The organism is Citrobacter sp. Cpo147 (assembly GCF_030332405.1).
Taxonomy (GTDB): Bacteria; Pseudomonadota; Gammaproteobacteria; order Enterobacterales; family Enterobacteriaceae; genus Citrobacter; species Citrobacter portucalensis.
In genome coordinates, this window is sequence record NZ_JAOWHX010000030.1 from 1,249,783 (window position 1) to 1,274,457 (window position 24,675).

Consider the following 24,675-nt stretch of genomic DNA (forward strand, 5'->3'; position numbering starts at 1 on the left):
CGGCATCACATCACGTCTTCTTCAAATGCGTTACCACTAATTGGTGGCGCGAATTATAGAATTTTCGATAGGTTAAGTAGCAGGCGATAATGGTTGACAGGCTGGCGGTTGATAGCAGCATAAACGTCACCATAATCTGATACTTAATCGCTTTTACCGGGTCAATACCTGCAAAGATCAATCCTGACATCATTCCCGGTAAACTCACCAGCCCCACGGTCTTCGCTGAATCAATCGTCGGGATAAGCGAGGCGCGAATGCTGTCGCGAATAAGCGGTGCAGAAGCCACCTTCGGCGTTGCGCCGAGGCTGAGTTTTTCCTGAATTTGCTGCTGCTCGCTGTTAAACCGCTGCCCCAAATTGTTGTAACACAGCCCCACGGCCACCATCGCATTACCTGCAATCATGCCGGAGATCGGGATGACCTGCATCGGCGTGAACTCGATAGAGCCTGAAAGAACCAGCACCGAAAGCGTTAGCCCCGCTCCCACCGTAATAGCAATAAACGACGAGAGAAAAGCTTTATCAATATATTTACTGCGTTTTTGCGCGTTATAGGCCGCGTTAAAGCAGATAAACAGCACCATCAATAAGGTCAGAATGCTATGGTTGACGCCGAAAATATATTTCAGCACGTAGCCCACGATAATAAGCTGAACCACTGCCCGGCAAACGCTCCAGAGAATATCTTTTTCCAGCGCCAGCTTTTCTTTATTGCTGATCAGTATCGCGACCACCACCAGCATCATCGCTAACGCCAGGGATTCATTGGTAATATTATGCTCGTTCATTGCTTACTTCCTGCATTTCACCGGCGTGCGGTTGAAGGGTTATGACGTTATCCGCATGTTCAATTTCATCTTTGTCATGCGTCACCCACAGCACAGCAATATTCTTATCGCGAACATAGTGGTGAATTAATTCGTTCACATTACGCTTGTTGGCTTCATCCAGCGCGCTGGTGATTTCATCAAGCAGCAGAATTTTCGGCAGAAACTGCAAATTACGAATTAACGAGACGCGCTGCTTTTCGCCGCCGGATAGCTCATTGATATTTTTTTTGAGGATCGTCTCGGGTAACTCAAAGCGGGCCAGATCGGCCAGAAACACATCTGGATCCGGACTTTTGTTGCGGATTTGCCAGGGGAAAATGAGATTGTCGTAAACGGTGTCACCAAACAAAGCGGGCGTTTGCGCGCAATAAGAGACCTGCTGGCGATAAGCTTCAGGCTTAAGCGTTGATATCTCCTTACCCTCAAAAAGGATTTCACCAGAACTCGGGCTAATTAACGACGCGACTATCTTGAGTAACGTACTTTTACCACAGCCGGACTGGCCGGTAATCAGCTTAAATTCTCCGGCGCGGAGATCAAAACAGATGTTATTAAGAACCTGCGTCGCCCCTGCCTGCCACGCGACATTTTTTAACTGAAGCAGAATGCTGCTTTCTTCCATTACCAATCCCTTTTTACATCTTTCGTGCAGACAGTGTATACCCAAAATAATTCGAGTTGCATGACGGCGGCAAGTGAGTGAACCTCCGGGAGCATAGTTAACTATGTGACTGGGGTGAGCGACAAATCTGCCGGGAGCAAATTTGAGCGCTGCTTACAGCGACCCCGCAGGGGCGAGGCCCAGGGATGGGCCGAGTAACGCAGCTAACGCACATGCAACTTGAAGTATGACGGGTATATCCCTGTAATTTATTATAGGGGAGCTCACCTTGATAAATCGGGTATAATTTGACTAATGAGGCAGTAAAGGACAGCACAACAGGAGGTTTCATCAATGCTGATTTTTATTCCTATTCTTATTTTTGTCGCGCTGGTGATCGTCGGCGCAGGCGTCAAAATCGTCCCGCAGGGATATCAGTGGACGGTAGAGCGTTTTGGCCGTTACACCAAAACCCTGCAACCGGGTTTAAGCCTTGTTGTACCGTTCATGGACCGCATTGGTCGTAAGATCAATATGATGGAACAGGTGCTTGATATCCCCTCTCAGGAAGTCATCTCCAAAGATAACGCCAACGTCTCGATTGATGCTGTGTGCTTTATTCAGGTGATCGATGCGCCGAAAGCCGCGTATGAAGTCAGCAACCTGGAACTGGCGATCATCAACCTGACCATGACCAACATTCGTACTGTTCTCGGCTCGATGGAGCTCGATGAAATGCTCTCCCAGCGCGACAATATCAACACGCGCCTGCTGCATATCGTTGATGAGGCCACCAATCCCTGGGGAATAAAAATCACCCGTATTGAGATCCGCGACGTGCGTCCTCCTGCAGAACTTATCGACGCCATGAACGCGCAAATGAAAGCCGAACGTACCAAGCGCGCCTACATTCTTGAAGCCGAAGGGATCCGTCAGGCAGAAATCGTTAAGGCCGAAGGTGAGAAGCAGTCGAAAATCCTCATTGCGGAAGGTGAACGTCAGTCCGCATTTTTACAGGCTGAAGCGCGTGAACGTTCCGCAGAAGCAGAAGCCCGCGCCACGCAGATGGTGTCTGAGGCCATTGCCGCCGGGGATATTCAGGCCGTGAACTACTTCGTGGCGCAGAAATACACCGAAGCGCTGCAGCATATCGGTTCGTCGAATAACAGCAAAGTGGTGATGATGCCGCTGGATGCCAGTAGCCTGATGGGCTCCATTGCCGGGATCGCCGAACTGGTTAAGGACAGCGCCAGCGAGCGGAAAAAATCATGATAGCGATGATTCTGGTGCACCCGCACATCTTCTGGCTCAGCCTCGGCGGTTTGCTACTCGCCGCCGAGATGCTGGGCGGCAACGGCTATCTGCTGTGGAGCGGCGTGGCTGCGGTGATTACCGGTCTTGTCGTCTGGCTCGTTCCGCTAGACTGGGCGTGGCAGGGGGCAATGTTCGCTGTCCTCACTCTGCTGGCGGCCTGGCTGTGGTGGAAGTGGCTGGCAAGGCGCGTTCAGGAGCAAAAGCCAGCCGACAGCCATCTTAACCAGCGCGGACAACAGCTGGTTGGCCGTCGATTTATTCTGGAAACCACCCTGGTCAATGGTCGCGGACATATGCGCGTCGGCGACAGCTCCTGGCCCGTTAGCGCCCGTGACGATTTGAGCGCCGGAACGCAGGTTGAAGTCATTGCCGTTGAGGGAATCACCCTGATTATAAAAGCGGTATCACACTAAAGAGACAGGAAATAAGACTATGGTCAGGAAGACACCCCTTGCCTTTGCCCTTTGCATATTGCTGACCGCCGCCCCGCAGGCATTCGCTTCGTTCGATATGGAAGACTGCAAATGGAGCGACGACAGCTGTCTACTAAAGGGAACGCCGACCTTTAACCCTGAAAACGACAGCCGTGACAACCTGCTGCGGCTGCTGAGCCAGGAAAAATCATTTGCTCTGCCGGTGCAATCAATGCCCGCAGACATCACCCGCTCCCGTGATTTCTATTTTGCCTATCACCCGCAGTGGGATGAGGCTGCCCCGCAGCCAGCCGCTGCTCCGGCATCCGCCGCAGACAGCCCTCTCTCCCAACAGATGGCCGAGCTGAACATTAGCGCCGACGAAATAAACATCAACGACGCTGAGCTTGAGAACCGCCATGTTTCGAATAACACCGAGAGCGTCAGCGCGTTTTTTGCCGCGCTGTTGGCCGATTCCACGTTAACGGCGGAACAGCGTCAGGCCTTAGCCCAGGCGCGTACAGGACTGCTTTCCGGAGCAACCCGCGAGCAAATTGAGTCTTCTCTTGCTACCTTCCCGGCAGATTCTCCTGCTCTGCCCTATAAAAGCTATCTGGCAGCAGCCGCCAGTTTCTATGCCGGTGATTATGCCAGTGCCGAACGGGATTTCGCTCAGCTTGCCAAAAGCGATCGTCCGTGGCTGGCAGAGACCGCGCAATACATGCTGATGCGCACGGCGTTGAACAAGAGCAGTCAGAACAGCGTGGGCGAGTACGGCGATTTTGATATTGCGAAAATTAACCGCGAGGATGCCACTCAGGCTCAAGAGTTGGCGCAGGCCTATCTGCAGCGTTTTCCCCAAGGACTCTACGCTGACTCTTCACGAGGCATGTTGCGTCGTATCAACTGGTATTTACAGTCATGGCCGCAGCTGGCCGGGTTGTATGAACAGACTTTGCAGCAGTCGGCAGACGCACGGCAACTGCGCGAAAATGTCATCGAATACGATAATGTCTATGGCATGGCGTTCTACGACCAGTCCGTCGTTGAAGCCTTCCCCAACGCGCCGCGAGTCAGCTATATCGAACTGCTACGCGCGCTGCGCCTGGATAACAATAACAAACCCACGCTGACGCAGGCACAGCTCGACGCCAGCAAACCGGTGTTTGAACAGAGCCAAAAACTGCCGCTATGGCGCGATCTGCAACTCAATCTGTGGCTGGCAACGGGCAACTACGCGGCAATTATTCAGGCAGTTACGCCAGCGCAGAAACTTGCCGCTCACGATACCCTCGCCTTCAGCGAACAGGTGCTGTACGGCGAAGCGTTGATGGGCCAGAAGAAATGGGCCGAGGCGCGCGATTTCTGGCAGCAGTTGTTAAAACTCAGCCAGGATAACGAACAGCAGCAATATGTGCAGGCTAAGCTTGCCGCCACGCTGGTGTATAGCGGCGACGTGGCAGCAATCTTCGCACCGAATAGCACTGTGACCAACCTGCGCTTTCGCGCGCAGGTGCTGAAAACACAGGCCACGCCAGAACTGCTACGCCAGCAGGCCGTCCACGGTCCTAATAACGAAGAGCGTACCATTGCGCTGCATACGCTGCTGGTGCGAGATCTTACAGAGAATCGTTTTGGCGATTGGCTTACTGACAGAAAACTGGCCAGCGCGATTACGCCTCCGGTCATTGGCGAAGCGTTTGCTGACGTTAACCTGAGCATATTCGACTGGAATGGCGACACGGCGCAGGCGGGCTATACGTGCCGCAGCCTCAATGAAACGGTAACGGTATTGAGCAAAAAAGCGGATGATGCTCACGCGCTGAACTGCCTTGGCGAATTCTTCCGCACCACGCAAACACATGTTGATCTGTGGAAAAACAGCGCTGGCAACGACGTGCTTGAATCAGCTATCTCGCGCAAGAAACCTTTCGGCCAGTTCGACAGGCAAAGCTACTATCAGCAGGTAATCACCTCACCCACCGCGGAAGTCGAAGATAAGAGCTTCGCGCTGTATCGCGCCATCATGTGCTATGCGCCATCAGGCGCTAACGAATGCGGCGGTGAAGACGTGGATAAAATGCAGCGTAAGGGCTGGTTCACCCAACTGAAAACGCAGTATCCGGGAAGCCCGTGGGCGCAAAAACTCAAATATTACTGGTAACCGCGCTGCTGATAGGTCAGGCACAGGCGGCGAATATCGTCGCCGCCCGTGAACATTCGGCCTTCTGGCTGTGGTCTGGGGTGAAGGCCAGTGACGAGCTGAAAGACGCGCAAACGGTTTATCTGCACCAGGGCGAGGTACTGGTTCGTTCCGGTAACGTGGTGTTCCAGCGCCTCGGACTGCCAGTCAGTCGTCTGTCTTTTCCCTCAATCTGGCTGACCGTACGCTTTACAACCCTCGACGTACCGGAAGAGATCCCGGCGCGTATAATACGGTTGATGCAGCGCTGGCAGACCGCCGGGAATCACGTCATCGGCCTGCAGGTTGATTTTGACGCAGCGACCCATCAACTGACCGACTACGCCCGCTTTCTGCAGCAACTGCGCCAACAGCTCCCGGCCGAGTTTGCGCTAGGCGTAACCGGACTACTGGATTGGGCAAAAACGGGCGACGTCGCTACGCTGAACGCGTTGGCGGTCGATGAACTGGTGGTGCAAAGCTATCAGGGGCGTCACACGGTGACGAATTATCAGGCGTATTTGCCCGCGCTCAGCCGCCTGCGCATTCCATTTAAGCTGGGACTGGTGCAAAACGGTAACCGTGATCCACAGGCTGAAGCGCAGCTTGAGAAATCCCCGTGGTACCGCGGCACGGTGGTGTTTATGCTTAATCCCTCTCGCCGTTAAGCCTTCGCTTTGTGATGGCAGCAGCCGGAGAGATTATCCATAATCGGACATTCAGCGCTGTCATCACCCGGGCAACTGTCCGCCAGCGCCAGTAAATGCAAGCGCATGGCCTGCAGCTCACTGATATGCCGCTCAATATCCGCCACCTTTTCCAGGGTGCGCTTTTTCACATCCGCGCTGTGACGCGCCGGATCGTTAAACAGGTTTACCAGCTCGCCGCACTCTTCCAGGTTAAAACCAACCTGGCGCGCCTGGCGCAGCAGAGTCAGTTCATTCAGATGCTGTTGGTTGTAAGTGCGATAGCCATTGTCACTACGCAGCGGCGGCGTCACCAGTCCTTTCTCTTCATAAAAGCGAATGGCTTTGCTGGTTAAACCGGTTTTTTTCGCAACATCACTAATATTCACATTTCCCCCGCGGTGCTTGTTGGTGCTGAGCCACATTATAGCCCAGATTGCCGTAATCGTTTACCCGAGAACCCGGCACATTTCCCACCAACACCGCAATGCACAAGTCCTTTTAATTCACATTGTTATATCCGGTTCAGATCACATTTCTGCATTTATTGACCGCACAAAATTGACTCAAATCAAAAGGTGTATTGGTTCTGCACCTTTCGTCTTGAACAAAAGGAAACAATTTTATATATAAACGCGAATGATAATTATGATCATTTACATTCAATAAAGGTTCTCTTATGTTGCCACGGATTAACCAAAGGCCATTTATTCTTTCAGCCCTGACATTATGCATGTCCGGCGCTGCTTCTGCAGCTACCTCTACAACACACGCTTCAACGCCCGACGATGATACGGTGATCGTCACGGCTAACCGCTCTGAAAGTAGTCTCTGGGATAGCCCGGCAACTATTCAGGTTATCGATCACCAGACGCTGCAAAACTCCACCAGCGTTTCTATTGCTGATGATTTACAAGATATTCCCGGCGTCGAAGTCACCGATAACGCCCTCGCTGGCCGGAAACAAATTCGTATCCGTGGCGAAGCCTCTTCGCGGGTGCTGATTTTGATCGACGGCCAGGTCGTCAGCTACCAGCGCGCCGGACAAAACTACGGGGCCGGTTTGCTGATTGACGAATCCGCACTGGAACGAATTGAAGTGGTCAAAGGCCCCTACTCTGTCCTCTATGGTTCTCAGGCGATTGGCGGCGTCGTGAATTTTATTACGAAAAAAGGCGGCGATAAGCCTCTCGGCGGCAGCATTAAGGCCGTTTATAACTCCGCAACGGCAGGATGGGAAGAATCAGCGGCAGCCTGGGGCAGCATCGGAAACTTTGACTACCGCATCAATGGCAGCTACTCCGACCAGGGGGACCGCGATACGCCTGACGGAAGATTGCCTGACACCAACTTCCGTAATAACGGCCAGGGCGTGTGGCTGGGCTACAACTTCGATCGCCATAAAATCGGACTCTCGCTCGATCGTTACAAACTGTCTACTCAAACCTGGTTTGACGATCCAGAGGGCCAGTTCGACGACTTTAGCGTCAAAATACCTAAGCTGGAACGCGAGAAAATCGGTCTTTTCTACGACTATGCGGCTGACGGGGATTACCTGAAGAAAATCCATGTTGACGCATACAGCCAGACAATAGAGCGCAAATTTGAAAACCGGGTCAAAACGACTCAGGTAATTCCCAGCCCGGCGATTAAAGCGCTGACGATAAACAATCAAACCAATACCAACGACAAACAGTATACCCAGGGGGTAACGCTGCAGGGCAATTTCTCCCTTCCCGCGAACAACGAGCTGGTGATTGGCACTCAATATCAGCATGACAAAATCAAACAGGACACGGACGGCAGTACACGCCAGACCGCGGCTACCGACTTCTTCGATACGCAAACCCGCACCCTGTCATACAACGAAGCGGAGCAAAGCAATACCTCATTATTCGCGCAAAACGACTGGCGCTTTGCCGATGACTGGACCTGGACCATAGGCGCACGCCAGTACTGGCTGTCTTCGAAACTCAATCGCAACGATACGCAAACCCTGCAAAGCAGCGGCAGTACCTGGCAATCCACCGGAGGAAATTCAGTACACGATGATGAACTAGTGACCTCAACCAGCCTGCGCTATTCCGGTTTTAAAGATCTTGAACTCCGGGCAGCGTATGCCCAAGGCTATGTTTTCCCCACGCTGACTCAGCTGTTTATGCAGACGTCCGCAGGCGGAAGCGTGACCTACGGCAACCCAAACCTGAAGGCGGAACACTCGAATAACTATGAGCTGGGCGCACGGTATAAAGGGAATATGTGGCTGATTGACGGCGCCATTTATTACTCCGAAGCCAAAGACTATATCGCCAGCCTGGCCTGTTCAGGCCAACCCGTTTGCAGCGGTAATACCACCTCTTCACGGGGTGGCTATTACTACTACGAAAACATCGATCGGGCCAAAACCTGGGGCATGGAACTCACCGCAGAATACAACGGCTGGGCGGTTTCACCTTACCTGAGCGGTAATCTCATTCGCCGTCAGTACGAAGGCAATACCCTAAAAACCTGGGATACCGGCGAGCCCACGCTGACCGGGCGCGTCGGCCTGAAACATACCTGGTTGATGAATGTCGCTAACGTGACGTCTGATGCCTTTATCCGCGCGGCGTCCAGCGCTAAAGATAATACCGGCACCACGGAAATCAACTACCCTGGCTGGGCCACACTTAACCTCGCATTCAACACCGAGTTCGGTCCGCAGGACCAGTATCAGGTCAACCTCGCGCTCAACAACCTAACCGATAAGCGTTACAGAACCGCACATGAATCTATTCCAGATGCTGGTTTCAATGCCGCCGTTGGCTTTGCGTGGAATTTCTGACGATGAAAAAACTCATGATTGGCTTACTGAGCCTCGCCTGCGTTTTCAGTGCCCAGTCCGCCGACCGCCTGGTGGTGGCGGGCGGCTCGCTTAGCGAACTGGTATACGCCATGGGCGTCGGCAACCGGGTGGTCGGCGTTGATGAAACCACCTCATATCCGCCCGAAACTGCCGCACTCCCGCATATCGGCTACTGGAAGCAGTTAAGCAGCGAGGGCATTTTGTCGCTCCATCCGGACAGCTTTATCACCTGGCAGGATGCAGGACCCCAAATCGTGTTGGATCAGTTGCGGGCGCAAAAGGTTAACGTCGTGACGTTGCCGCGCGTACCGGCCACCGTAGAACAGATGTACGCCAACATTCGAGAACTGGCTACAACACTGCACATTCCTGACCAAGGTGAGGCGTTAGTCAATCGCCTGCAGCAACGTCTGGAGCGTATTAAGCACAGCGTGGCGGCGAAAAACGCGCCGGTCAAAGCAATGTTCATTCTCTCTGCTGGCGGCAGCGCACCTCAGATCGCCGGAAAAGGCAGCGTTGCCGATGCCATTATGACCCTCGCAGGCGCACAAAATGTCGCCACCCATGCGCAGTATAAAAGCTACAGCGCGGAGTCACTGATCGCCGCCAACCCGGAGGTGATCGTGGTGACGTCGCAAATGGTCGATGGCGGTCTGGCTCGCCTGAGCGCGATTGCCGGTATTACCCACACTGCGGCCTGGAAAAATCAGCGCATTGTGGCAGTAGACCAGGCGCTGATTCTGGGGATGGGACCTCGCGTCACCGATGCGGTTGAAGCCCTGCACCAGCAATTCTGGCCTCACTAACTGGATTTATTAAGAAGAATGAAAACTGAACACTCGCTGGATCTCACCGCGCATTTTGCGCTCGAGGGAAGTCAGCCATTTAAGGATCGCCGCGCCACGATGCCCTGGCGTGGGGCGATCCCGGTTGCCAAAGAGCTTTTGTCACAAACCTGGCAGGAGGTCATCAGCCAGCCAACCCCGCCACGTAAACGGCTGGTGTACTTGCATATCCCTTTTTGTGCAACACATTGTACTTTCTGCGGTTTTTATCAAAACCGGTTTGAAGAAGACAACTGCGCCCGCTACACCAACGCGCTGTTGCGCGAAATAGAGATGGAAGCTGATAGCGCATTACACCAGTCAGCCCCCATTCACGCCGTCTATTTTGGCGGCGGTACGCCTTCTGCGTTGTCTGCACAGGACCTGGCCAGAATCATCACCGCGCTGCGTGACAAGCTACCGCTGGCGCCGGACTGCGAAATCACCATTGAGGGGCGAGTGCTCAATTTTGACGATGCGCGAATCGATGCCTGCCTTGACGCTGGCGCCAATCGATTTTCGATCGGTATTCAGTCTTTTAACAGCCGGATCCGCAAGAAAATGGCGCGTACTTCGGACGGCCCGACCGCAACGGCCTTTATGCAGGGACTGGTAAAACGGGATCGTGCCGCCGTGGTGTGCGATCTGCTATTTGGTCTGCCAGGACAAGACGCAAAACTGTGGGGCGAGGATCTGGCGATTGCCCGCGACATTGGCCTCGACGGCGTAGATCTTTATGCGCTGAATCTGATCCCTAATACACCGCTTGGCAAAGCAGTTGAAACCGGGCGCACAACCGTTCCCTCTCCCGCCGAACGCCGCGATCTCTATCTTCAGGGCTGCGATTTCATGGACAGCGCGGGCTGGCGCTGCATCAGCAACAGCCACTGGGCGCGTACCACACGGGAACGCAATCTGTACAACCTGCTGATTAAACAGGGTGCAGACTGTCTGGCATTCGGCTCTGGCGCAGGAGGGTCAGTCAATGGCTATTCCTGGATGGTCGAGCGCAACCTGAATACATGGCATGAATCTATCGCCGCCGGAAAAAAACCGCTAATGATGATAATGCGCACAGCCGAGCGTGGTTTCCAGTGGCGACACACTCTCCAGGCCGGTATTGAGACGGCCCGCGTCCCGTTGGATGAACTGACGCCTCATGCACAAAAACTGGCCCCGCTACTGACCCAATGGCATCACGCAGGACTGACGCGAGATGCCAGCACCTGTGTACGCCTGACCAATGAAGGGCGTTTTTGGGCGAGCAATATTTTGCAGTCTCTTGATGAACTGATTCAGGCACTTAACGCGCCGCGCATTGCGGTAGAGCAACCATAAAAGGAGTGAATAATGAGCCATGTCTCTTTACAGGATTTTTTGAAAACTGAGCCGGACGGTACGCTGGAAGCTATCGCAGCCCAGTACAACACTACATTGCTGGAGGTGGTGAAAAACCTCCCTTCCCCAACGCTGGTTTCCGGCAGTCAATTTGATACCGTCTGGGAAACCGTCTGCGAATGGGGCAAAGTCACCACCCTGGTCCATACTGCTGATGTCATTCTGGAATTCACCGGTGAATTACCTTCCGGATTCCACCGCCACGGTTACTTCAACCTGCGCGGCAAAAAAGGCATGACCGGTCATATCAAGGCAGAAAACTGCACGCATATTGCCCTGATTGAACGCAAATTTATGAGAATGGACACTGCGTCCATTCTCTTCTTCAACCAGGCGGGTAGCGCTATGTTCAAAATTTTCCTCGGTCGCGATGAGCATCGACAGCTACTGGCCGAACAGGTCAGCGCCTTTCACGCGTTGTCTTCATCTTTAAAGGAACATGCCTGATGGCTCCATGGCTTATTTTTGGTGCAGGTGGAAGCGGCGTCGGCGCGAAAACGCTGGAGCTAGCACTGGCGGAGCATCGTCCGGTGATTGCTGTCGTTCGCAATCCCCAGGTTGCTGCCGGGCTGCAGGAAAAAGGTGTGCAGGTCTTTATTGGCGACGCCTGCGACAGCCAGGTCACCGCCTGCGCCTGTCGCGCAGCGGGTCAGCATGCCACGGTGATCTCCTCCATGGGCGGTGCCCAGGATTATCTGGCGCACAGAACCGTCATTGATGAAGCAGAAAAAGCTGAGATCAAACGCATGATTCTGGTTACCTCTCTGGGCTGTGGCGACAGTTGGCCCTTTTTGTCCCCACGCGCCAGGACCGCATTTGGCCAGGCCGTACGGGAAAAATCGTTGGCTGAAAGCTGGCTACAAACCAGTCAACTGGACTACGCCATTCTCCGCCCCGGCGGTTTGCTGAACGGTGAAGCCACAGGCCTGGCGCAACGAATACAGGCCGAGGAGTGTCATGGCTTTGTGATGCGCGCAGATGTTGCCAGGCACATTCACGAACTGGCCACGGCACCGGCACTCAAAAACCAGATTTACAGTTTGGTTGAGCCGGGACTGAAACCCGCGTAAACCCCTCGCGGCGCGGAAACTTCGCGCCGCAAAGACGTTATGGAGCGTTGCGTGCTTAAGGACTCGCTTTCTTCCGTCAGCATTCTGACGGGCCTTTCTCTCTTGCTGGTCGCTCTGATGCTGTTCGGTGCCAGCCAGGGGGCGTTGAACATTAGCTTCAGCGCCCTGTTCAACGACGAATACCGAGATATCTGGTTGAACATTCGCCTGCCCCGCGTGCTGCTGGCCGTTTTGGTCGGTGCTGCGCTGGCTACGGCAGGGGTCATTATGCAGGGACTTTTTCGCAATCCGATGGCCGATCCCGGCCTGCTTGGCGTCAGCAGCGGCTCCGCGCTGATGGTTGGCATCGCGATAGTTATCCCATTTTCATTCCCCGTGGTGCTGGTGCTGTATGAGCAGATGATTTTTGCCGTCGCGGGCAGCATGGTGGTCTGCACGATTATTTTCCTGATAAGCCAGCGTCATAACCACGGTGGAATGATGCAACTGCTGTTAGCAGGTATCGCCATCAATGCTCTGTGCGGTTCGGCTATTGGCGTGCTGAGCTATGTGGGCGACGAACAGCAGCTACGCCAACTTACGCTGTGGATGATGGGGAATCTCGGCCAGGCCCAGTGGCCAACGCTGCTGGTTGCCAGCACGTTTGTTCTTCCAGCCATTGCTGTCACCGTCTGTCTGGCGGGAACGCTTAATTTGCTGCAGTTGGGTGATGAAGAGGCGCATTACCTCGGCGTAAACGTCAAACGTAAGCGCCAGCAATTACTGTTGCTCAGCTCGCTCCTGGTTGGCGCTTCCGTTTCCGTCAGCGGCGTGATTGGCTTTATTGGCCTTGTGATCCCGCATCTGATCAGAATGACTACCGGCGCCGATCATCGCTGGTTGATTCCTTGCTCTACGTTGGCCGGTGCCTGTTTACTTCTGATTGCCGACACGCTGGCCCGCACACTTGTTCAACCTGCCGAAATGCCCGTTGGCCTGTTAACCAGCCTGATCGGTGGACCGTATTTCCTGTGGTTAATACTGCGTAGCCGGAGGATGTCATGATCGTCGTTGAAAATCTGGTCTACCAAATTCAGGGCAGACGACTGACCGATGACGTTTCCCTGACGCTACCTGATGGAGAAATCATCGCGATTCTTGGCCCGAATGGGGCCGGAAAATCGACGCTGCTTCGCCAGCTTACGGGCTATCTGCAGCCCCACAGCGGGCGTTGTAGCTTGTTTGGCAAGCCGCTGAACGAGTGGTCAATCACCGAGCTGGCAAAAACCCGTGCCGTGATGCGCCAGAACAGTCATATGGCCTTCCCGTTTAGCGTGCAGGAGGTCATCCGCATGGGCAGGCATCCGTATCGTACGCGCAATACGGGCGATGAAACGGAGCACATCATGACGTTGTGTGACTGCCAGGCGCTGGCCGCGCGCGATTACCGGCACCTGTCGGGAGGAGAACAACAGCGGGTACAGCTGGCGCGTCTGCTGGTTCAACTTTGGGAGCCCGAACCCAGGCCAAAATGGTTGTTTCTCGATGAACCCACCTCAGCCCTGGATATTCACCACCAACAGCATCTTTTTCGTCTGCTGCGTCGTCTGGTAGGTGAACGACAGTTCAGCGTCTGCTGCGTCCTGCACGATCTCAACCTTGCGGCGCGCTATGCTGACCGCGTTGTATTGATGGAACGCGGCAGGATAGTTGATAACGGTCGTCCGCAGGATGTTCTGCAGCAATCGTCACTAAATGCACTGTACGGCGCCGATCTCACGGTGATGAATGAACCGGAGCATCGAACGCCGCTTATTGTTCTCAATCAATAATTGACCGGGAGCGTCCTGTTCTGACGTTCCCGTTTTTCTTCCTTTTCGCCCTTTTTGCACCTTTTCAAAAAACTCCCTTGACCTTCCCCTAGATGGAAGGTTTAACCTTTATCACAGTCAGTTAATCCTGCAATAAAGGAGTTGGTTATGTCTCAAACAATCGATCTAACCCTGGACGGCTTGTCCTGTGGTCACTGTGTAAAACGCGTTAAAGAGAGTCTGGAGCAACGCCCGGACGTTGAGCAAGCGGATGTCACTGTGACTGAAGCGCACATCACCGGGAGCGCCAGTGCTGAAGCGCTGATTGAAACCATCAAACAAGCCGGTTACGGCGCGGAGTTAAGCCACCCAAAGGCTAAACCGCTGACGGAGTCATCAATCCCGTCGGAAGCACTGGCAGCGGTCCCTTCCGAGCTTCCGGCAGCTACGGCTGATGATGACAGCCAACAGTTGCTGTTAAACGGCATGAGCTGCGCCAGCTGTGTTATCCGCGTACAAGATGCTCTGCAAAGCGTACCGGGTGTCACGCAGGCACGGGTAAACCTGGCGGAACGTACTGCGCTGGTAATGGGCAGTGCGTCCGCCGACCAGTTAGTGAAAGCGGTGGAAAAAGCGGGCTACGGCGCAGAAGCCATTGAAGATGATGTTAAGCGCCGCGAGCGTCAGCAAGAAACCGCCGTGGCAACCATGAAACGTTTTCGCTGGCAGGCGGCCGTCGCGCTGCTGTTGGGTATCCCTGTCATGGTATGGGGAATGATTGGCGAAAACATGATGGTCACTGCCGACAACCGTAGCCTATGGCTGACGATTGGTCTGGCAACGCTTGCCGTGATGGTTTTCGCGGGCGGTCATTTTTACCGCAACGCGTGGAAAAGCCTGATGAACGGCACCGCGACCATGGATACGCTGGTGGCGCTGGGTACGGGGGTGGCATGGCTTTATTCCATGAGTGTCAACCTCTGGCCGCAATGGTTCCCGATGGAAGCACGACATCTCTATTATGAAGCCAGTGCGATGATTATCGGTCTGATTAACCTCGGGCACATGTTGGAAGCGCGGGCTCGTCAGCGCTCGTCCAAAGCACTGGAAAAATTACTCGATCTGACACCGCCGACCGCGCGTGTTGTTACCGACGAAGGTGAAAAGAACGTGCCGCTGGCAGACGTTCAGGCGGGAATGTTACTGCGCCTGACCACCGGTGACCGCGTTCCGGTAGATGGCGAAATCACTCAGGGCGAAGCCTGGCTGGATGAAGCCATGCTGACCGGAGAGCCTATTCCGCAACAAAAAGGCGAAGGTGATAGCGTCCACGCCGGTACGGTCGTACAAGACGGCAGCGTGCTGTTTCGCGCCAGCGCCGTTGGCAGCCACACCACGCTGTCACGTATTATTCGTATGGTGCGCCAGGCGCAAAGCAGTAAACCGGAGATTGGCAAACTGGCTGACCGTATCTCCTCAGTGTTCGTTCCGGTCGTCGTAGTCATTGCGCTGGTAAGTGCAGCAATCTGGTATTTCTTCGGGCCGGCACCACAAATTGTTTATACGCTGGTGATTGCCACTACCGTACTGATTATTGCCTGCCCTTGTGCGCTGGGCCTGGCAACACCAATGTCGATTATTTCCGGTGTGGGTCGTGCCGCTGAGTTTGGGGTTCTGGTACGTGATGCCGATGCGCTGCAGCGCGCCAGTACGCTTGATACCGTCGTATTTGATAAAACCGGGACATTGACTGAAGGTAAACCGCAGGTTGTCGCCATCAAAACGTTTGGCAACACCGATGAAGCACTGGCAATTCGTCTGGCAGCAGCCCTTGAACAGGGGTCCAGCCACCCGCTGGCCAGAGCGATACTGGACAAAGCCGGTGATGTTACGCTGCCACAGGTCAATGGTTTCCGTACGCTGCGCGGTTTAGGCGTCAGTGGTGAAACGGAAGGTCATACGCTGCTGCTGGGCAACCAGGCGCTGCTTAATGAACAGCAGGTAGATACCACTGAAATGGAAGCTGAAATCACTGCTCAGGCATCCCAGGGTTCAACCCCGGTCCTGTTGGCGATTGATGGTAAAGCGGCGGCGCTGTTAGCGGTGCGTGATCCACTGCGTAGCGACAGCGTGGCAGCACTTCAGCGTCTGCACCGCAACGGGTATCGTCTGGTGATGCTTACCGGTGACAACCCGACCACGGCTAACGCTATTGCCAAAGAAGCCGGTATTGATGAGGTGATTGCCGGTGTTCTGCCGGACGGTAAAGCCGAGGCGATTAAACGTCTGCAAAGCCAGGGGCGTCAGGTTGCCATGGTGGGTGACGGTATCAACGATGCACCTGCGCTGGCTCAGGCCGATGTAGGGATTGCTATGGGTGGCGGCAGCGATGTGGCGATTGAAACCGCCGCGATTACGCTGATGCGTCATAGCTTGATGGGCGTTGCGGATGCACTGTCTATCTCCCGGGCAACGTTGCGTAATATGAAGCAGAACCTGGTCGGCGCGTTTATTTATAACAGCATCGGTATTCCCGTTGCCGCGGGGATCCTGTGGCCGTTCACCGGAACACTGCTGAATCCGGTCGTTGCCGGGGCGGCGATGGCGCTCTCCTCCATTACTGTGGTGAGCAACGCTAACCGACTGCTGCGCTTCAAACCGAAAGAGTAACCCTCTGCCGCATGGCGCACACGCTTATCCGGCCTACAAAGTGCAGGTAACATTGTGGGCCGGATAAGACGATTTCGCGTCGCCATCCGGCGATTCTCGCATTGCACCTTCCTGGACCACGCGCTAGCATGAAAGTCTACTTAGGGAGGTCGTATGGATCTGTTATACCGGGTAAAAACATTTTTCACCGCGCTACGCGGCAACCACTATACCTGGCCTGCCATCGACATTTCATTGCCCGGCAACCGCCATTTTCATCTGATTGGCAGTATTCACATGGGCAGTCGCGATATGGCACCTCTGCCTGCCAAATTACTCAAAAAACTCAACCATGCCGATGCGCTGATTGTCGAAGCGGATGTTTCCTGTAACGACGCGCCGTTTGCTAACCTTCCTACATTTGCCGCACTCGAAGAACGAATCAGCCCGGAGCAGTTAGAAAACCTGCGTAAAGTCACCAACGAACTGGGCATTTCCCCATCGCTGTTATCTACTCAGCCGTTGTGGCAAATCGCCATGGTATTACAGGCGACACAGGCACAGCAGTTGGGTCTACGGGCAGAATACGGGATTGATTACCAATTGCTGAAAGCGGCAAAACAAGCGCATAAACCCGTTATCGAGCTGGAAGGCGCATCCAGTCAAATCGAGCTGTTATGTCAGTTGCCTGATAACGGACTGGCCCTGTTGGACGATACTCTGACGCACTGGCATACCAATGCCAGATTGTTGCAACAAATGATGGGCTGGTGGCTTAAAACACCGCCACGCAATAGCGAACTGACGCTTCCCAATACCTTTAGCCAGTCGTTGTATGACGTATTGATGCATCAACGTAACACAGCCTGGCGCGATCGGCTCAGAGCGATGCCTGCTGGTCATTACGTCGTGGCCGTTGGCGCGTTGCATCTGTACGGAGAAGGAAATTTGCCGGAGATGTTACGGTAAAAAAATGGCCAATATTTCTATTGGCCCGTCAAAGAGGAATTTCATCATTATTATGATCCCAATGCTTAAAGCATCGGTGTAGTTCGATTGTCGCTCAAAGTCATCATCCTGCCAATACTATTGCGCAAGATGGTACTATTTTTTAGACAGACATCAGGCGTATGCTTGAGTCGTATTTTGTCTGGTCCAGGATAATTGCTATGACACCCGCCGTTAAATTACTCGAAAAAAACAAAATTTCTTTCCAGATCCATACCTACGATCACGATCCGTCCGAGACGAACTTTGGTGATGAAGTGGTGCGCAAGTTAGGTTTGAATGCGGACCAGGTCTACAAAACGCTGCTGGTTGCCGTGAATGGCGATATGAAGCATCTGGCAGTTGCGGTCACGCCTGTAGCCGGTCAACTGGATCTCAAAAAGGTCGCTAAGGCGCTGGGGGCTAAAAAGGTTGATATGGCCGATCCAATGGTTGCGCAACGAACCACCGGTTATCTGGTGGGGGGGATCAGCCCATTAGGACAGAAAAAGAGATTGCCAACGCTCATTGATGCCCCTGCCCAGACGTTTGACACCATTTATGTTTCCGGCGGCAAACGCGGGCTGGATATCGAACTGGCAGCAGGCGATCTGGCGAAAATTCTGGATGCGAAATTCGCCGACATCGCACGCCGTGATTAAGCGATTTTAGAATGATTGCCTGATGGCGCGCAGCTTTAAGGCCTACAAATCACACTGACTTGTAGGCCGAATAAGGTGCAAGCACCGCCATCCGGCGCTCCGCCCTGTTACTGCCAGGTAACTTCACCCTTCGGCTCATACATACTGGCATCCAGCGGTGAGTTCTTCTGCACGTACTCTTTCAGCACTTCAGCATCAATAAACCCGGTATTCACATAGCCTGGTTTGTTATCAATTCGCGGATAGCCATCGCCGCCGGTCGCATTGAAGCTCAGGGTCGCCATGCGATAGGTTTTGGCTGAGTCAACGGGTTCGCCTTTGATTTTCAAATCGTTAAGCTTGCCATCTTTCGCCACAAAGCTGACATTAGCAAACTGCGGATAGGCCCCGGAGTCCGGCTTCATTTGTGCTACAGCGGTCAGATAGTCAATCACTTCTTTCCCACTCATGTCTGCATACACCACGATGTTTCCGAACGGCTGTACTTTCAGCACGCTCTTATAAGAGATATCGCCACCTTCGATGGAATCACGGATGCCGCCGCCGCTCATTACGCCAAAATCAGCGCTGGTTCGCGCCATTTGCGCAGCCAGCAGTAAATGTCCCATGTTGGTCTGCACGAAACGGACTTTGCTTCGGTCGCCTTCGAGGCGCGCATTGACGCTACCGATTTTCACGTCGAGCTGCGCTTTACCTTTATTCTGGAACGGCGTCAGCAGCGAAAGCATTTGCTGATTTTCAGCTATTTCCGGGGTGTAGAGTACGCGCTCACTTTTACCGTTGTCCCAGGTCACTTTTTTCTTCAGGTTGACGGGGATGAGCTGGTAGTTAACCATTTTCATTTCGCCGTTACGGAACTCAAAGTCAGCCCGGCCCACATATTTCCCCCACTCGTGCGCCTGCACAATCCAGATCCCATTTTGCTTGTCTGGCGCACACGGCGTACCCGGTACGTAATCAACCTGCTTCTTGTTCTCTGAAGCCATACACACCGGATCCTGCGAGTGACCACCGACAATCATCGCCAACGATCCCGCCGGCAGGCTACGCGCCATTTCGACATCGCCAGGGGCGTTCGAGCCGTGGTTGCCGTTGTCATAATGTCCCATATGGGTGGTTGCGATAATGATGTCTGGCTTTTCACCCATATTCAGTTCCTGAATAACCAGTTTGGCTTCATCAGCAGGTTTACGGAACTCAATATCGGTAAAGAACTCGGGGTTGCCTATTTTCGCCGTATCGTCAGTAGTCAAACCGAGTACGGCAATTTTTAAATCCTGGCGCTTAAAGATAGCCCACGGCTTAAACAAACGCTCGCCGGTGCTTTTCTGATAGATATTGGCCGAGAGAAACGGGAATTTGGACCATTTTTCCTGCTGGCGCAGTACGGTCATGGGATTATCAAACTCGTGGTTTCCGACCGCCATCGCATCATAGCCAATCAGGTTCATCCCGCGAAAATCAGGTTCCGCATCCTGCAGATCGGACTCCGGTACGCCGGTATTAATATCGCCACCGGAAAGCAGCAGTACGCTTCCCCCTTCCTCTGCCACCTCTTTACGAATACCGTCCACCAGCGTTTTTTGTGCCGCCAGTCCGTATTCTCCGTATTCGCTGCGCCAGAAGTGACCGTGATGATCGTTGGTATGCAAAATGGTAATTTTATAGGTTTTATCTTTTTCGTACGCTTGTGCAGGCTGACCTGCCAGCGTAAATGCGGCTAATAACGCCAGCGCCACGCCCCGTTTTAAAAACTTCATATTTCTCTCCCTGAGCCAAAATCAACGACTGAAATTACAATGATATGAAATAATAGTCGAAAATGTTTTCAGAAATGAGACTTCCTTCAAACACCTTCCGCAGGTATGTTAGTCAGGTAATAATAACAAAATAGATTACCCTCATAATCGCAACCCAAACAGAAGTGACTTTCTATGGCAATAAGTGAACCAACCCAGCCTGTGGCTGGCGCGTCAGCGTCGGTTGCTAAAGCACGCACCTCATTTGGCATTTTAGGAGCGATCAGCCTCTCCCATTTGCTAAACGATATGATTCAGTCGCTGATTCTGGCGATTTATCCGCTATTGCAGTCAGAGTTCTCGCTAACGTTCATGCAGATCGGGATGATCACCCTAACCTTCCAGCTTGCTTCTTCGCTGCTGCAACCGGTGGTGGGTTACTGGACGGACAAATACCCGATGCCGTGGTCGCTGCCCATTGGGATGTGCTTCACGCTGAGCGGACTTGTTTTGCTAGCCATGGCCGGCAGCTTCCATATGGTGCTGCTCGCCGCGGCGCTGGTTGGCACCGGCTCTTCGGTATTTCATCCGGAATCGTCCCGCGTGGCACGCATGGCCTCCGGCGGTCGTCACGGCCTGGCACAGTCAATTTTCCAGGTTGGCGGCAACTTCGGTAGCTCTTTGGGACCCTTGCTGGCAGCTGTCATCATCGCGCCATATGGTAAGGGTAATGTGGCCTGGTTTGTTCTGGCTGCGTTATTAGCGATTGTCGTCCTGGCACAAATCAGCCGTTGGTACGCTGCGCAGCATCGGATGAGTAAAGGAAAACCGAAAGTCGCCATCGTAAATCCGTTACCGCGCAATAAAGTGGTGCTGGCGGTAAGCATCCTGCTGGTGCTGATTTTCTCCAAATACTTCTATATGGCGAGCATCAGCAGCTATTACACCTTTTATCTGATGCAAAAATTCGGATTATCGGTACAAAACGCCCAGTTTCACCTGTTTGCCTTCCTGTTTGCCGTCGCGGCCGGGACGGTGATTGGCGGACCATTGGGCGATAAAATTGGCAGAAAATATGTTATTTGGGGGTCTATCCTCGGCGTTGCGCCATTTACCCTCGTTTTACCCTACGCAACGCTGGAATGGACCGGGATTTTAACCGTGATCATTGGTTTTATCCTCGCATCGGCGTTTTCTGCTATTTTGGTCTACGCACAGGAACTGCTTCCTGGGCGTATCGGCATGGTTTCTGGGCTATTTTTCGGTTTTGCCTTTGGCATGGGCGGCTTGGGAGCCGCGGTGTTAGGGCTGATAGCCGACCATACCAGCATCGATTTGGTCTACAAAATATGTGCTTTCCTGCCACTTCTGGGGATACTGACCATATTCTTACCTGATAACCGACACAAAGCCTGATTTTCTGACGGCCAAAAGTAAATTTTGGCCGTCATTACTTGCAGTAGCCATCAGCCTTTACCTCTCACATATCACCGTACTTTTCCGATCCGTGCTTTTTTGCGCGTAAAATCCCGTTTTCTTCAAAATTCAATAATTATTCATAAACATAAACATTAAAATTGTCATAAACTATTACTCGTAGTTTGGGTTTTTAGGATCATCACAGCAACCAAAGGAGACGGAATGCATCACGCCACCCCGCTTATCACCACCATTGTCGGCGGCCTTGTGCTCGCTTTTATATTAGGCATGATTGCCAATAAACTGCGTATTTCTCCTCTGGTGGGATATCTGTTAGCGGGCGTTCTGGCCGGTCCATTTACACCTGGTTTTGTTGCTGATACTAAGCTCGCGCCTGAGCTGGCTGAGCTTGGCGTTATTCTGCTGATGTTCGGCGTGGGGCTACACTTTTCGTTGAAGGATTTGATGGCGGTAAAGTCTATCGCCATTCCCGGCGCGATTGCCCAGATAGCGGTGGCAACGCTGCTGGGTATGGCGCTTTCAGCCGTATTAGGCTGGTCGCTGATGGTGGGGATCGTGTTTGGTCTGTGTCTTTCAACCGCCAGTACCGTGGTGCTACTGCGCGCGCTTGAAGAACGACAGCTCATTGACAGCCAGCGAGGGCAAATTGCCATTGGCTGGCTGATTGTCGAAGATCTGATGATGGTGCTGACGCTGGTTCTCCTGCCAGCCGTCGCCGGGATGCTGGAAAAAGAAGATGTCGGCTTCGCTTCGCTGGCCGTCGATATGGGCATTACCATCGGTAAGGTGGTGGCGTTTATCGCGATTATGATGCTGGTGGGTCGTCGCCTGGTACCGTGGATTATGGCCCGCAGCGCCGCAACCGGTTCACGCGAACTGTTTACCCTCTCAGTCCTCGCCCTCGCCTTAGGTATCGCCTTTGGCGCAGTAGAGCTGTTCGATGTCTCCTTTGCGCTGGGCGCGTTCTTCGCTGGTATGGTGCTGAATGAATCTGAACTAAGCCACCGTGCGGCGCATGATACCCTGCCGCTGCGCGATGCGTTCGCCGTGCTGTTCTTCGTCTCCGTCGGGATGCTGTTCGATCCGTTAGTTCTGATCCAGCAGCCGTTGGCGGTACTGGGCACGCTGGCGATTATCATCTTTGGTAAATCCCTTGCCGCCTATTTCCTGGTGCGCCTGTTTGGTCACTCCCAACGCACGGCGCTCACTATTGCCACCAGCCTGGCGCAGATTGGTGAATTTGCCTTTATCCTGGCGGGTCTGGGAATGGCGTTAAACCTGCTGCCGCAGGCCGGACAGAATCTGGTACTGGCGGGGGCAATCCTGTCCATCATGCTCAACCCGGTGCTGTTCGCGGTGTTAGAAAAATATCTCGCCAAAACAGAAACGCTGGAAGAGCAGACGCTGGAAGAGGCTATCGAAGAAGAGAAGCAAATTCCGGTGGATATCTGCAATCATGCCCTGCTGGTTGGCTTTGGTCGCGTCGGCAGCCTGCTGGGTGAGAAATTGATGGCTGCAGGGATCCCGCTGGTGGTGATCGAAACCTCACGTACCCGGGTGGATGAACTGCGCGAGCGTGGGATCCGCGCGGTACTGGGAAATGCCGCCAACGAAGAGATTATGAATCTGGCGCATCTGGATTGCGCGCGCTGGCTGCTGCTGACCATTCCCAATGGTTATGAAGCGGGTGAAATTGTCGCTTCTGCACGTGAGAAATGCCCGTCGATTGAGATTATCGCCCGCGCGCATTATGACGATGAGGTGGAATATATTACCGAACGCGGCGCCAACCAGGTCGTCATGGGTGAGCGCGAAATCGCCCGTACCATGCTGGAGCTGATTGAAACGCCGCCTGCAGGTGAAGTTGCTACGGCCAGTTAGTGTCCGTGCCGGATAGCGTTATCGCTTATCCGGCCTATGCAAGATTTAACGGTCCCAGTACGACTCTTCCAGACTGTCTTCACGTTCCGGCAAACCGCGCGTCAGGCGCGGTGAATGCTGGTTCAGCACCTGATAACTCACGCGATTAGCATATTTACACACCTGGGCTAACGACGAATAGGTCAGCCAGGTGAACTTGTGCTTGCTGGAGTTAGGCACGTTGCTGCGGTGATAGCTGTTGGCGGTAATATCATGCAGCAATGCCGCCAGCGCGCCATCACCTGCGCCGTTGGTGTTCATTATCTTTTCAGGTCCGCCCATATACGGTGCGATGTGCGAATACACACGCAGCGGATTGGTACAGTCTTTATGGCGCATGGCGCGGCTGAATTCGTACTGGTTAAATTCGGCAATAGCACCGGGCAGCAGCGGATGCTGGGTTTTACGTTTGACTTCTTCTTCCGTAAAGCCCGCCATATACAGACCCGCCGGACCCGCCGTGCACAGCACCAGATCCACCCAATCCAGCGCCTTGTCAGATGCCAGCAGCGGATCGTTCTCGCCAGTCAGCGCTTCAGCCTCTTCTTCATTCATCGCCAGAATAGAGACATGCTCTTTCAGGAATGCCTGCCACCACTGCGGGTTATCGGCAATGACGAATTTGGTGCCCAGGGTCAGAACCACCGGCACATTGTGTTTTTTGGCATATTCAATCGCCTTCATGGTCGCTTCCGGCATCGGCTCACCCGGCTCGCAGCGCACCAGATAAGACGTCAGCACCAGCGCGGATGCTCCGGCAATCACCGATTCAGGGATGCTATCCGCCCGTAGCTTATTCATATGCCCAGGGCTGATTGCGAAGGTACGCTCACCTGACTCGCCAATCAGCGTAAAGCAGCGGCCAATCGGTCCGTTAACGCCTTGCAGGTAGTTCAGGTCGGTACGGCTGGAGGTATTGCATAAATAGCGGTACGCATAGCTGCCAATCTCGATATTGCTGCACATCACGCCCAGCAGCACCGAGCGGTCATCCGCCAGCACGGAGTAGTTGTGCATCGTGTTACCGATAGTACCGCCCGCAAACTGATGGGTGATCAAATTTTCACGCACCAGTTCCTGGTAGAGCGCTTCGGCGACATCATCGGCAATCACCAGAGAATGCCCGGCACTTAATCCATAACGTTTTACAAAGTCATCATCCACTTTGGCTTCAATATCCACCAGCGTCTGGTCGATGCCCACCACCCAGGCTGCGCTGGTTTCATTTTCTGGCTGAATTTGTTGCAGCAACGGATCGCGCGCGCTGACGGGAAAATAGTGTTTGGATTTGCGTTTACCGGGAAATTTCATGGTCGATTTTAC

The 24,675-nt window shown here is 53.6% G+C and carries 21 protein-coding genes; 16 read left to right on the forward strand and 5 right to left on the reverse strand.

The window, feature by feature from the left end; all coding sequences use genetic code 11:
• Positions 1 to 10 precede the first annotated feature (10 nt).
• Together fetB and fetA are read right to left on the reverse strand one after the other, a co-directional pair.
• Positions 11 to 790 carry an iron efflux ABC transporter permease subunit FetB gene (gene fetB / locus OGY06_RS08565; protein ID WP_003831075.1) on the reverse strand — a complete coding sequence of 260 codons (780 nt, stop codon included), beginning with the start codon at positions 788 to 790 and terminating at the stop codon, positions 11 to 13.
• On the reverse strand, positions 777 to 1,454 hold the full coding sequence (gene fetA, locus OGY06_RS08570; RefSeq protein WP_286605092.1) for an iron efflux ABC transporter ATP-binding subunit FetA: 678 nt from the start codon (positions 1,452 to 1,454) through the stop codon (positions 777 to 779). Before fetA ends, fetB begins: the two co-directional genes overlap by 14 nt.
• A 333-nt stretch (positions 1,455 to 1,787) precedes the next feature.
• Between fetA and OGY06_RS08575 the strand changes: the two genes are divergently transcribed.
• Genes OGY06_RS08575 through OGY06_RS08590 form a run of 4 tightly spaced genes read left to right on the forward strand, consistent with a single transcriptional unit; the run spans position 1,788 to position 6,010 of the window.
• Entirely contained in the window at positions 1,788 to 2,705 is a 918-nt protein-coding gene (locus OGY06_RS08575) for an SPFH domain-containing protein (protein WP_003831073.1), read from the forward strand.
• Positions 2,702 to 3,160, forward strand: a complete 459-nt coding sequence (locus OGY06_RS08580; RefSeq protein WP_126955905.1) for an NfeD family protein — start codon at positions 2,702 to 2,704, stop codon at positions 3,158 to 3,160. Before OGY06_RS08575 ends, OGY06_RS08580 begins: the two co-directional genes overlap by 4 nt.
• A 19-nt stretch (positions 3,161 to 3,179) precedes the next feature.
• A complete protein-coding gene (locus tag OGY06_RS08585) occupies positions 3,180 to 5,324 on the forward strand; it encodes a PA5441 family protein (RefSeq protein WP_191221751.1) in 2,145 nt (714 codons plus the stop codon).
• Positions 5,294 to 6,010, forward strand: coding sequence for a DUF3142 domain-containing protein (locus OGY06_RS08590; RefSeq protein WP_164563038.1), 717 nt, complete (start codon positions 5,294 to 5,296; stop codon positions 6,008 to 6,010). Before OGY06_RS08585 ends, OGY06_RS08590 begins: the two co-directional genes overlap by 31 nt.
• On the opposite strand, the gene cueR is transcribed toward OGY06_RS08590, so the two are convergent.
• On the reverse strand, positions 6,007 to 6,417 hold the full coding sequence (gene cueR / locus OGY06_RS08595) for a Cu(I)-responsive transcriptional regulator (RefSeq protein ID WP_008783984.1): 411 nt from the start codon (positions 6,415 to 6,417) through the stop codon (positions 6,007 to 6,009). The genes OGY06_RS08590 and cueR overlap by 4 nt on opposite strands.
• 290 nt (positions 6,418 to 6,707) lie before the next feature.
• On the opposite strand from cueR, the gene OGY06_RS08600 reads away from it, so the two are divergent.
• The 10 genes from OGY06_RS08600 (at position 6,708) to ybaK (ending at position 18,253) form a co-directional block, all read left to right on the forward strand.
• Complete coding sequence (locus OGY06_RS08600) at positions 6,708 to 8,852, forward strand: TonB-dependent receptor plug domain-containing protein (RefSeq protein WP_286605095.1); 2,145 nt, start codon at positions 6,708 to 6,710, stop codon at positions 8,850 to 8,852.
• 2 nt (positions 8,853 to 8,854) lie between these two features.
• Positions 8,855 to 9,679: a heme/hemin ABC transporter substrate-binding protein gene (locus OGY06_RS08605; RefSeq protein WP_164563040.1), complete on the forward strand. Its 825-nt coding sequence runs from the start codon at positions 8,855 to 8,857 to the stop codon at positions 9,677 to 9,679.
• Positions 9,680 to 9,697: 18 nt separating this feature from the next.
• On the forward strand, positions 9,698 to 11,035 hold the full coding sequence (hutW, locus tag OGY06_RS08610) for a heme anaerobic degradation radical SAM methyltransferase ChuW/HutW (RefSeq protein ID WP_003831065.1): 1,338 nt from the start codon (positions 9,698 to 9,700) through the stop codon (positions 11,033 to 11,035).
• Between the two features lie 12 nt (positions 11,036 to 11,047).
• Positions 11,048 to 11,542, forward strand: coding sequence for a heme utilization cystosolic carrier protein HutX (gene hutX / locus OGY06_RS08615; protein WP_063941329.1), 495 nt, complete (start codon positions 11,048 to 11,050; stop codon positions 11,540 to 11,542).
• A complete protein-coding gene (chuY, locus tag OGY06_RS08620) occupies positions 11,542 to 12,165 on the forward strand; it encodes an anaerobilin reductase (protein ID WP_063941328.1) in 624 nt (207 codons plus the stop codon). Before hutX ends, chuY begins: the two co-directional genes overlap by 1 nt.
• Before the next feature lie 51 nt (positions 12,166 to 12,216).
• Positions 12,217 to 13,209 carry a FecCD family ABC transporter permease gene (locus tag OGY06_RS08625; RefSeq protein ID WP_063941327.1) on the forward strand — a complete coding sequence of 331 codons (993 nt, stop codon included), beginning with the start codon at positions 12,217 to 12,219 and terminating at the stop codon, positions 13,207 to 13,209.
• Positions 13,206 to 13,976, forward strand: a complete 771-nt coding sequence (locus OGY06_RS08630; RefSeq protein WP_063941326.1) for a heme ABC transporter ATP-binding protein — start codon at positions 13,206 to 13,208, stop codon at positions 13,974 to 13,976. Before OGY06_RS08625 ends, OGY06_RS08630 begins: the two co-directional genes overlap by 4 nt.
• A gap of 147 nt (positions 13,977 to 14,123) precedes the next feature.
• Positions 14,124 to 16,625 carry a copper-exporting P-type ATPase CopA gene (copA, locus tag OGY06_RS08635; protein ID WP_032942557.1) on the forward strand — a complete coding sequence of 834 codons (2,502 nt, stop codon included), beginning with the start codon at positions 14,124 to 14,126 and terminating at the stop codon, positions 16,623 to 16,625.
• A 153-nt stretch (positions 16,626 to 16,778) separates the two neighbouring features.
• Positions 16,779 to 17,573 (forward strand): TraB/GumN family protein, encoded by a 795-nt coding sequence (locus tag OGY06_RS08640; RefSeq protein ID WP_286605098.1) that lies wholly within the window; start codon positions 16,779 to 16,781, stop codon positions 17,571 to 17,573.
• Positions 17,574 to 17,773: 200 nt separating this feature from the next.
• A complete protein-coding gene (gene ybaK / locus OGY06_RS08645; RefSeq protein ID WP_003831056.1) occupies positions 17,774 to 18,253 on the forward strand; it encodes a Cys-tRNA(Pro)/Cys-tRNA(Cys) deacylase YbaK in 480 nt (159 codons plus the stop codon).
• Between the two features lie 107 nt (positions 18,254 to 18,360).
• Here ybaK and ushA read toward each other — a convergent pair whose 3' ends face one another.
• Positions 18,361 to 20,013, reverse strand: a complete 1,653-nt coding sequence (gene ushA / locus OGY06_RS08650; RefSeq protein ID WP_063941324.1) for a bifunctional UDP-sugar hydrolase/5'-nucleotidase UshA — start codon at positions 20,011 to 20,013, stop codon at positions 18,361 to 18,363.
• A gap of 174 nt (positions 20,014 to 20,187) precedes the next feature.
• Between ushA and fsr the strand changes: the two genes are divergently transcribed.
• Positions 20,188 to 21,408 carry a fosmidomycin MFS transporter gene (fsr, locus tag OGY06_RS08655; RefSeq protein ID WP_003021788.1) on the forward strand — a complete coding sequence of 407 codons (1,221 nt, stop codon included), beginning with the start codon at positions 20,188 to 20,190 and terminating at the stop codon, positions 21,406 to 21,408.
• Positions 21,409 to 21,633: 225 nt separating this feature from the next.
• Positions 21,634 to 23,313, forward strand: coding sequence for a YbaL family putative K(+) efflux transporter (ybaL, locus tag OGY06_RS08660; protein ID WP_003021783.1), 1,680 nt, complete (start codon positions 21,634 to 21,636; stop codon positions 23,311 to 23,313).
• A 45-nt stretch (positions 23,314 to 23,358) separates the two neighbouring features.
• On the opposite strand, the gene gsk is transcribed toward ybaL, so the two are convergent.
• On the reverse strand, positions 23,359 to 24,663 hold the full coding sequence (gene gsk / locus OGY06_RS08665) for an inosine/guanosine kinase (protein ID WP_003021781.1): 1,305 nt from the start codon (positions 24,661 to 24,663) through the stop codon (positions 23,359 to 23,361).
• Positions 24,664 to 24,675: the final 12 nt, after the last annotated feature.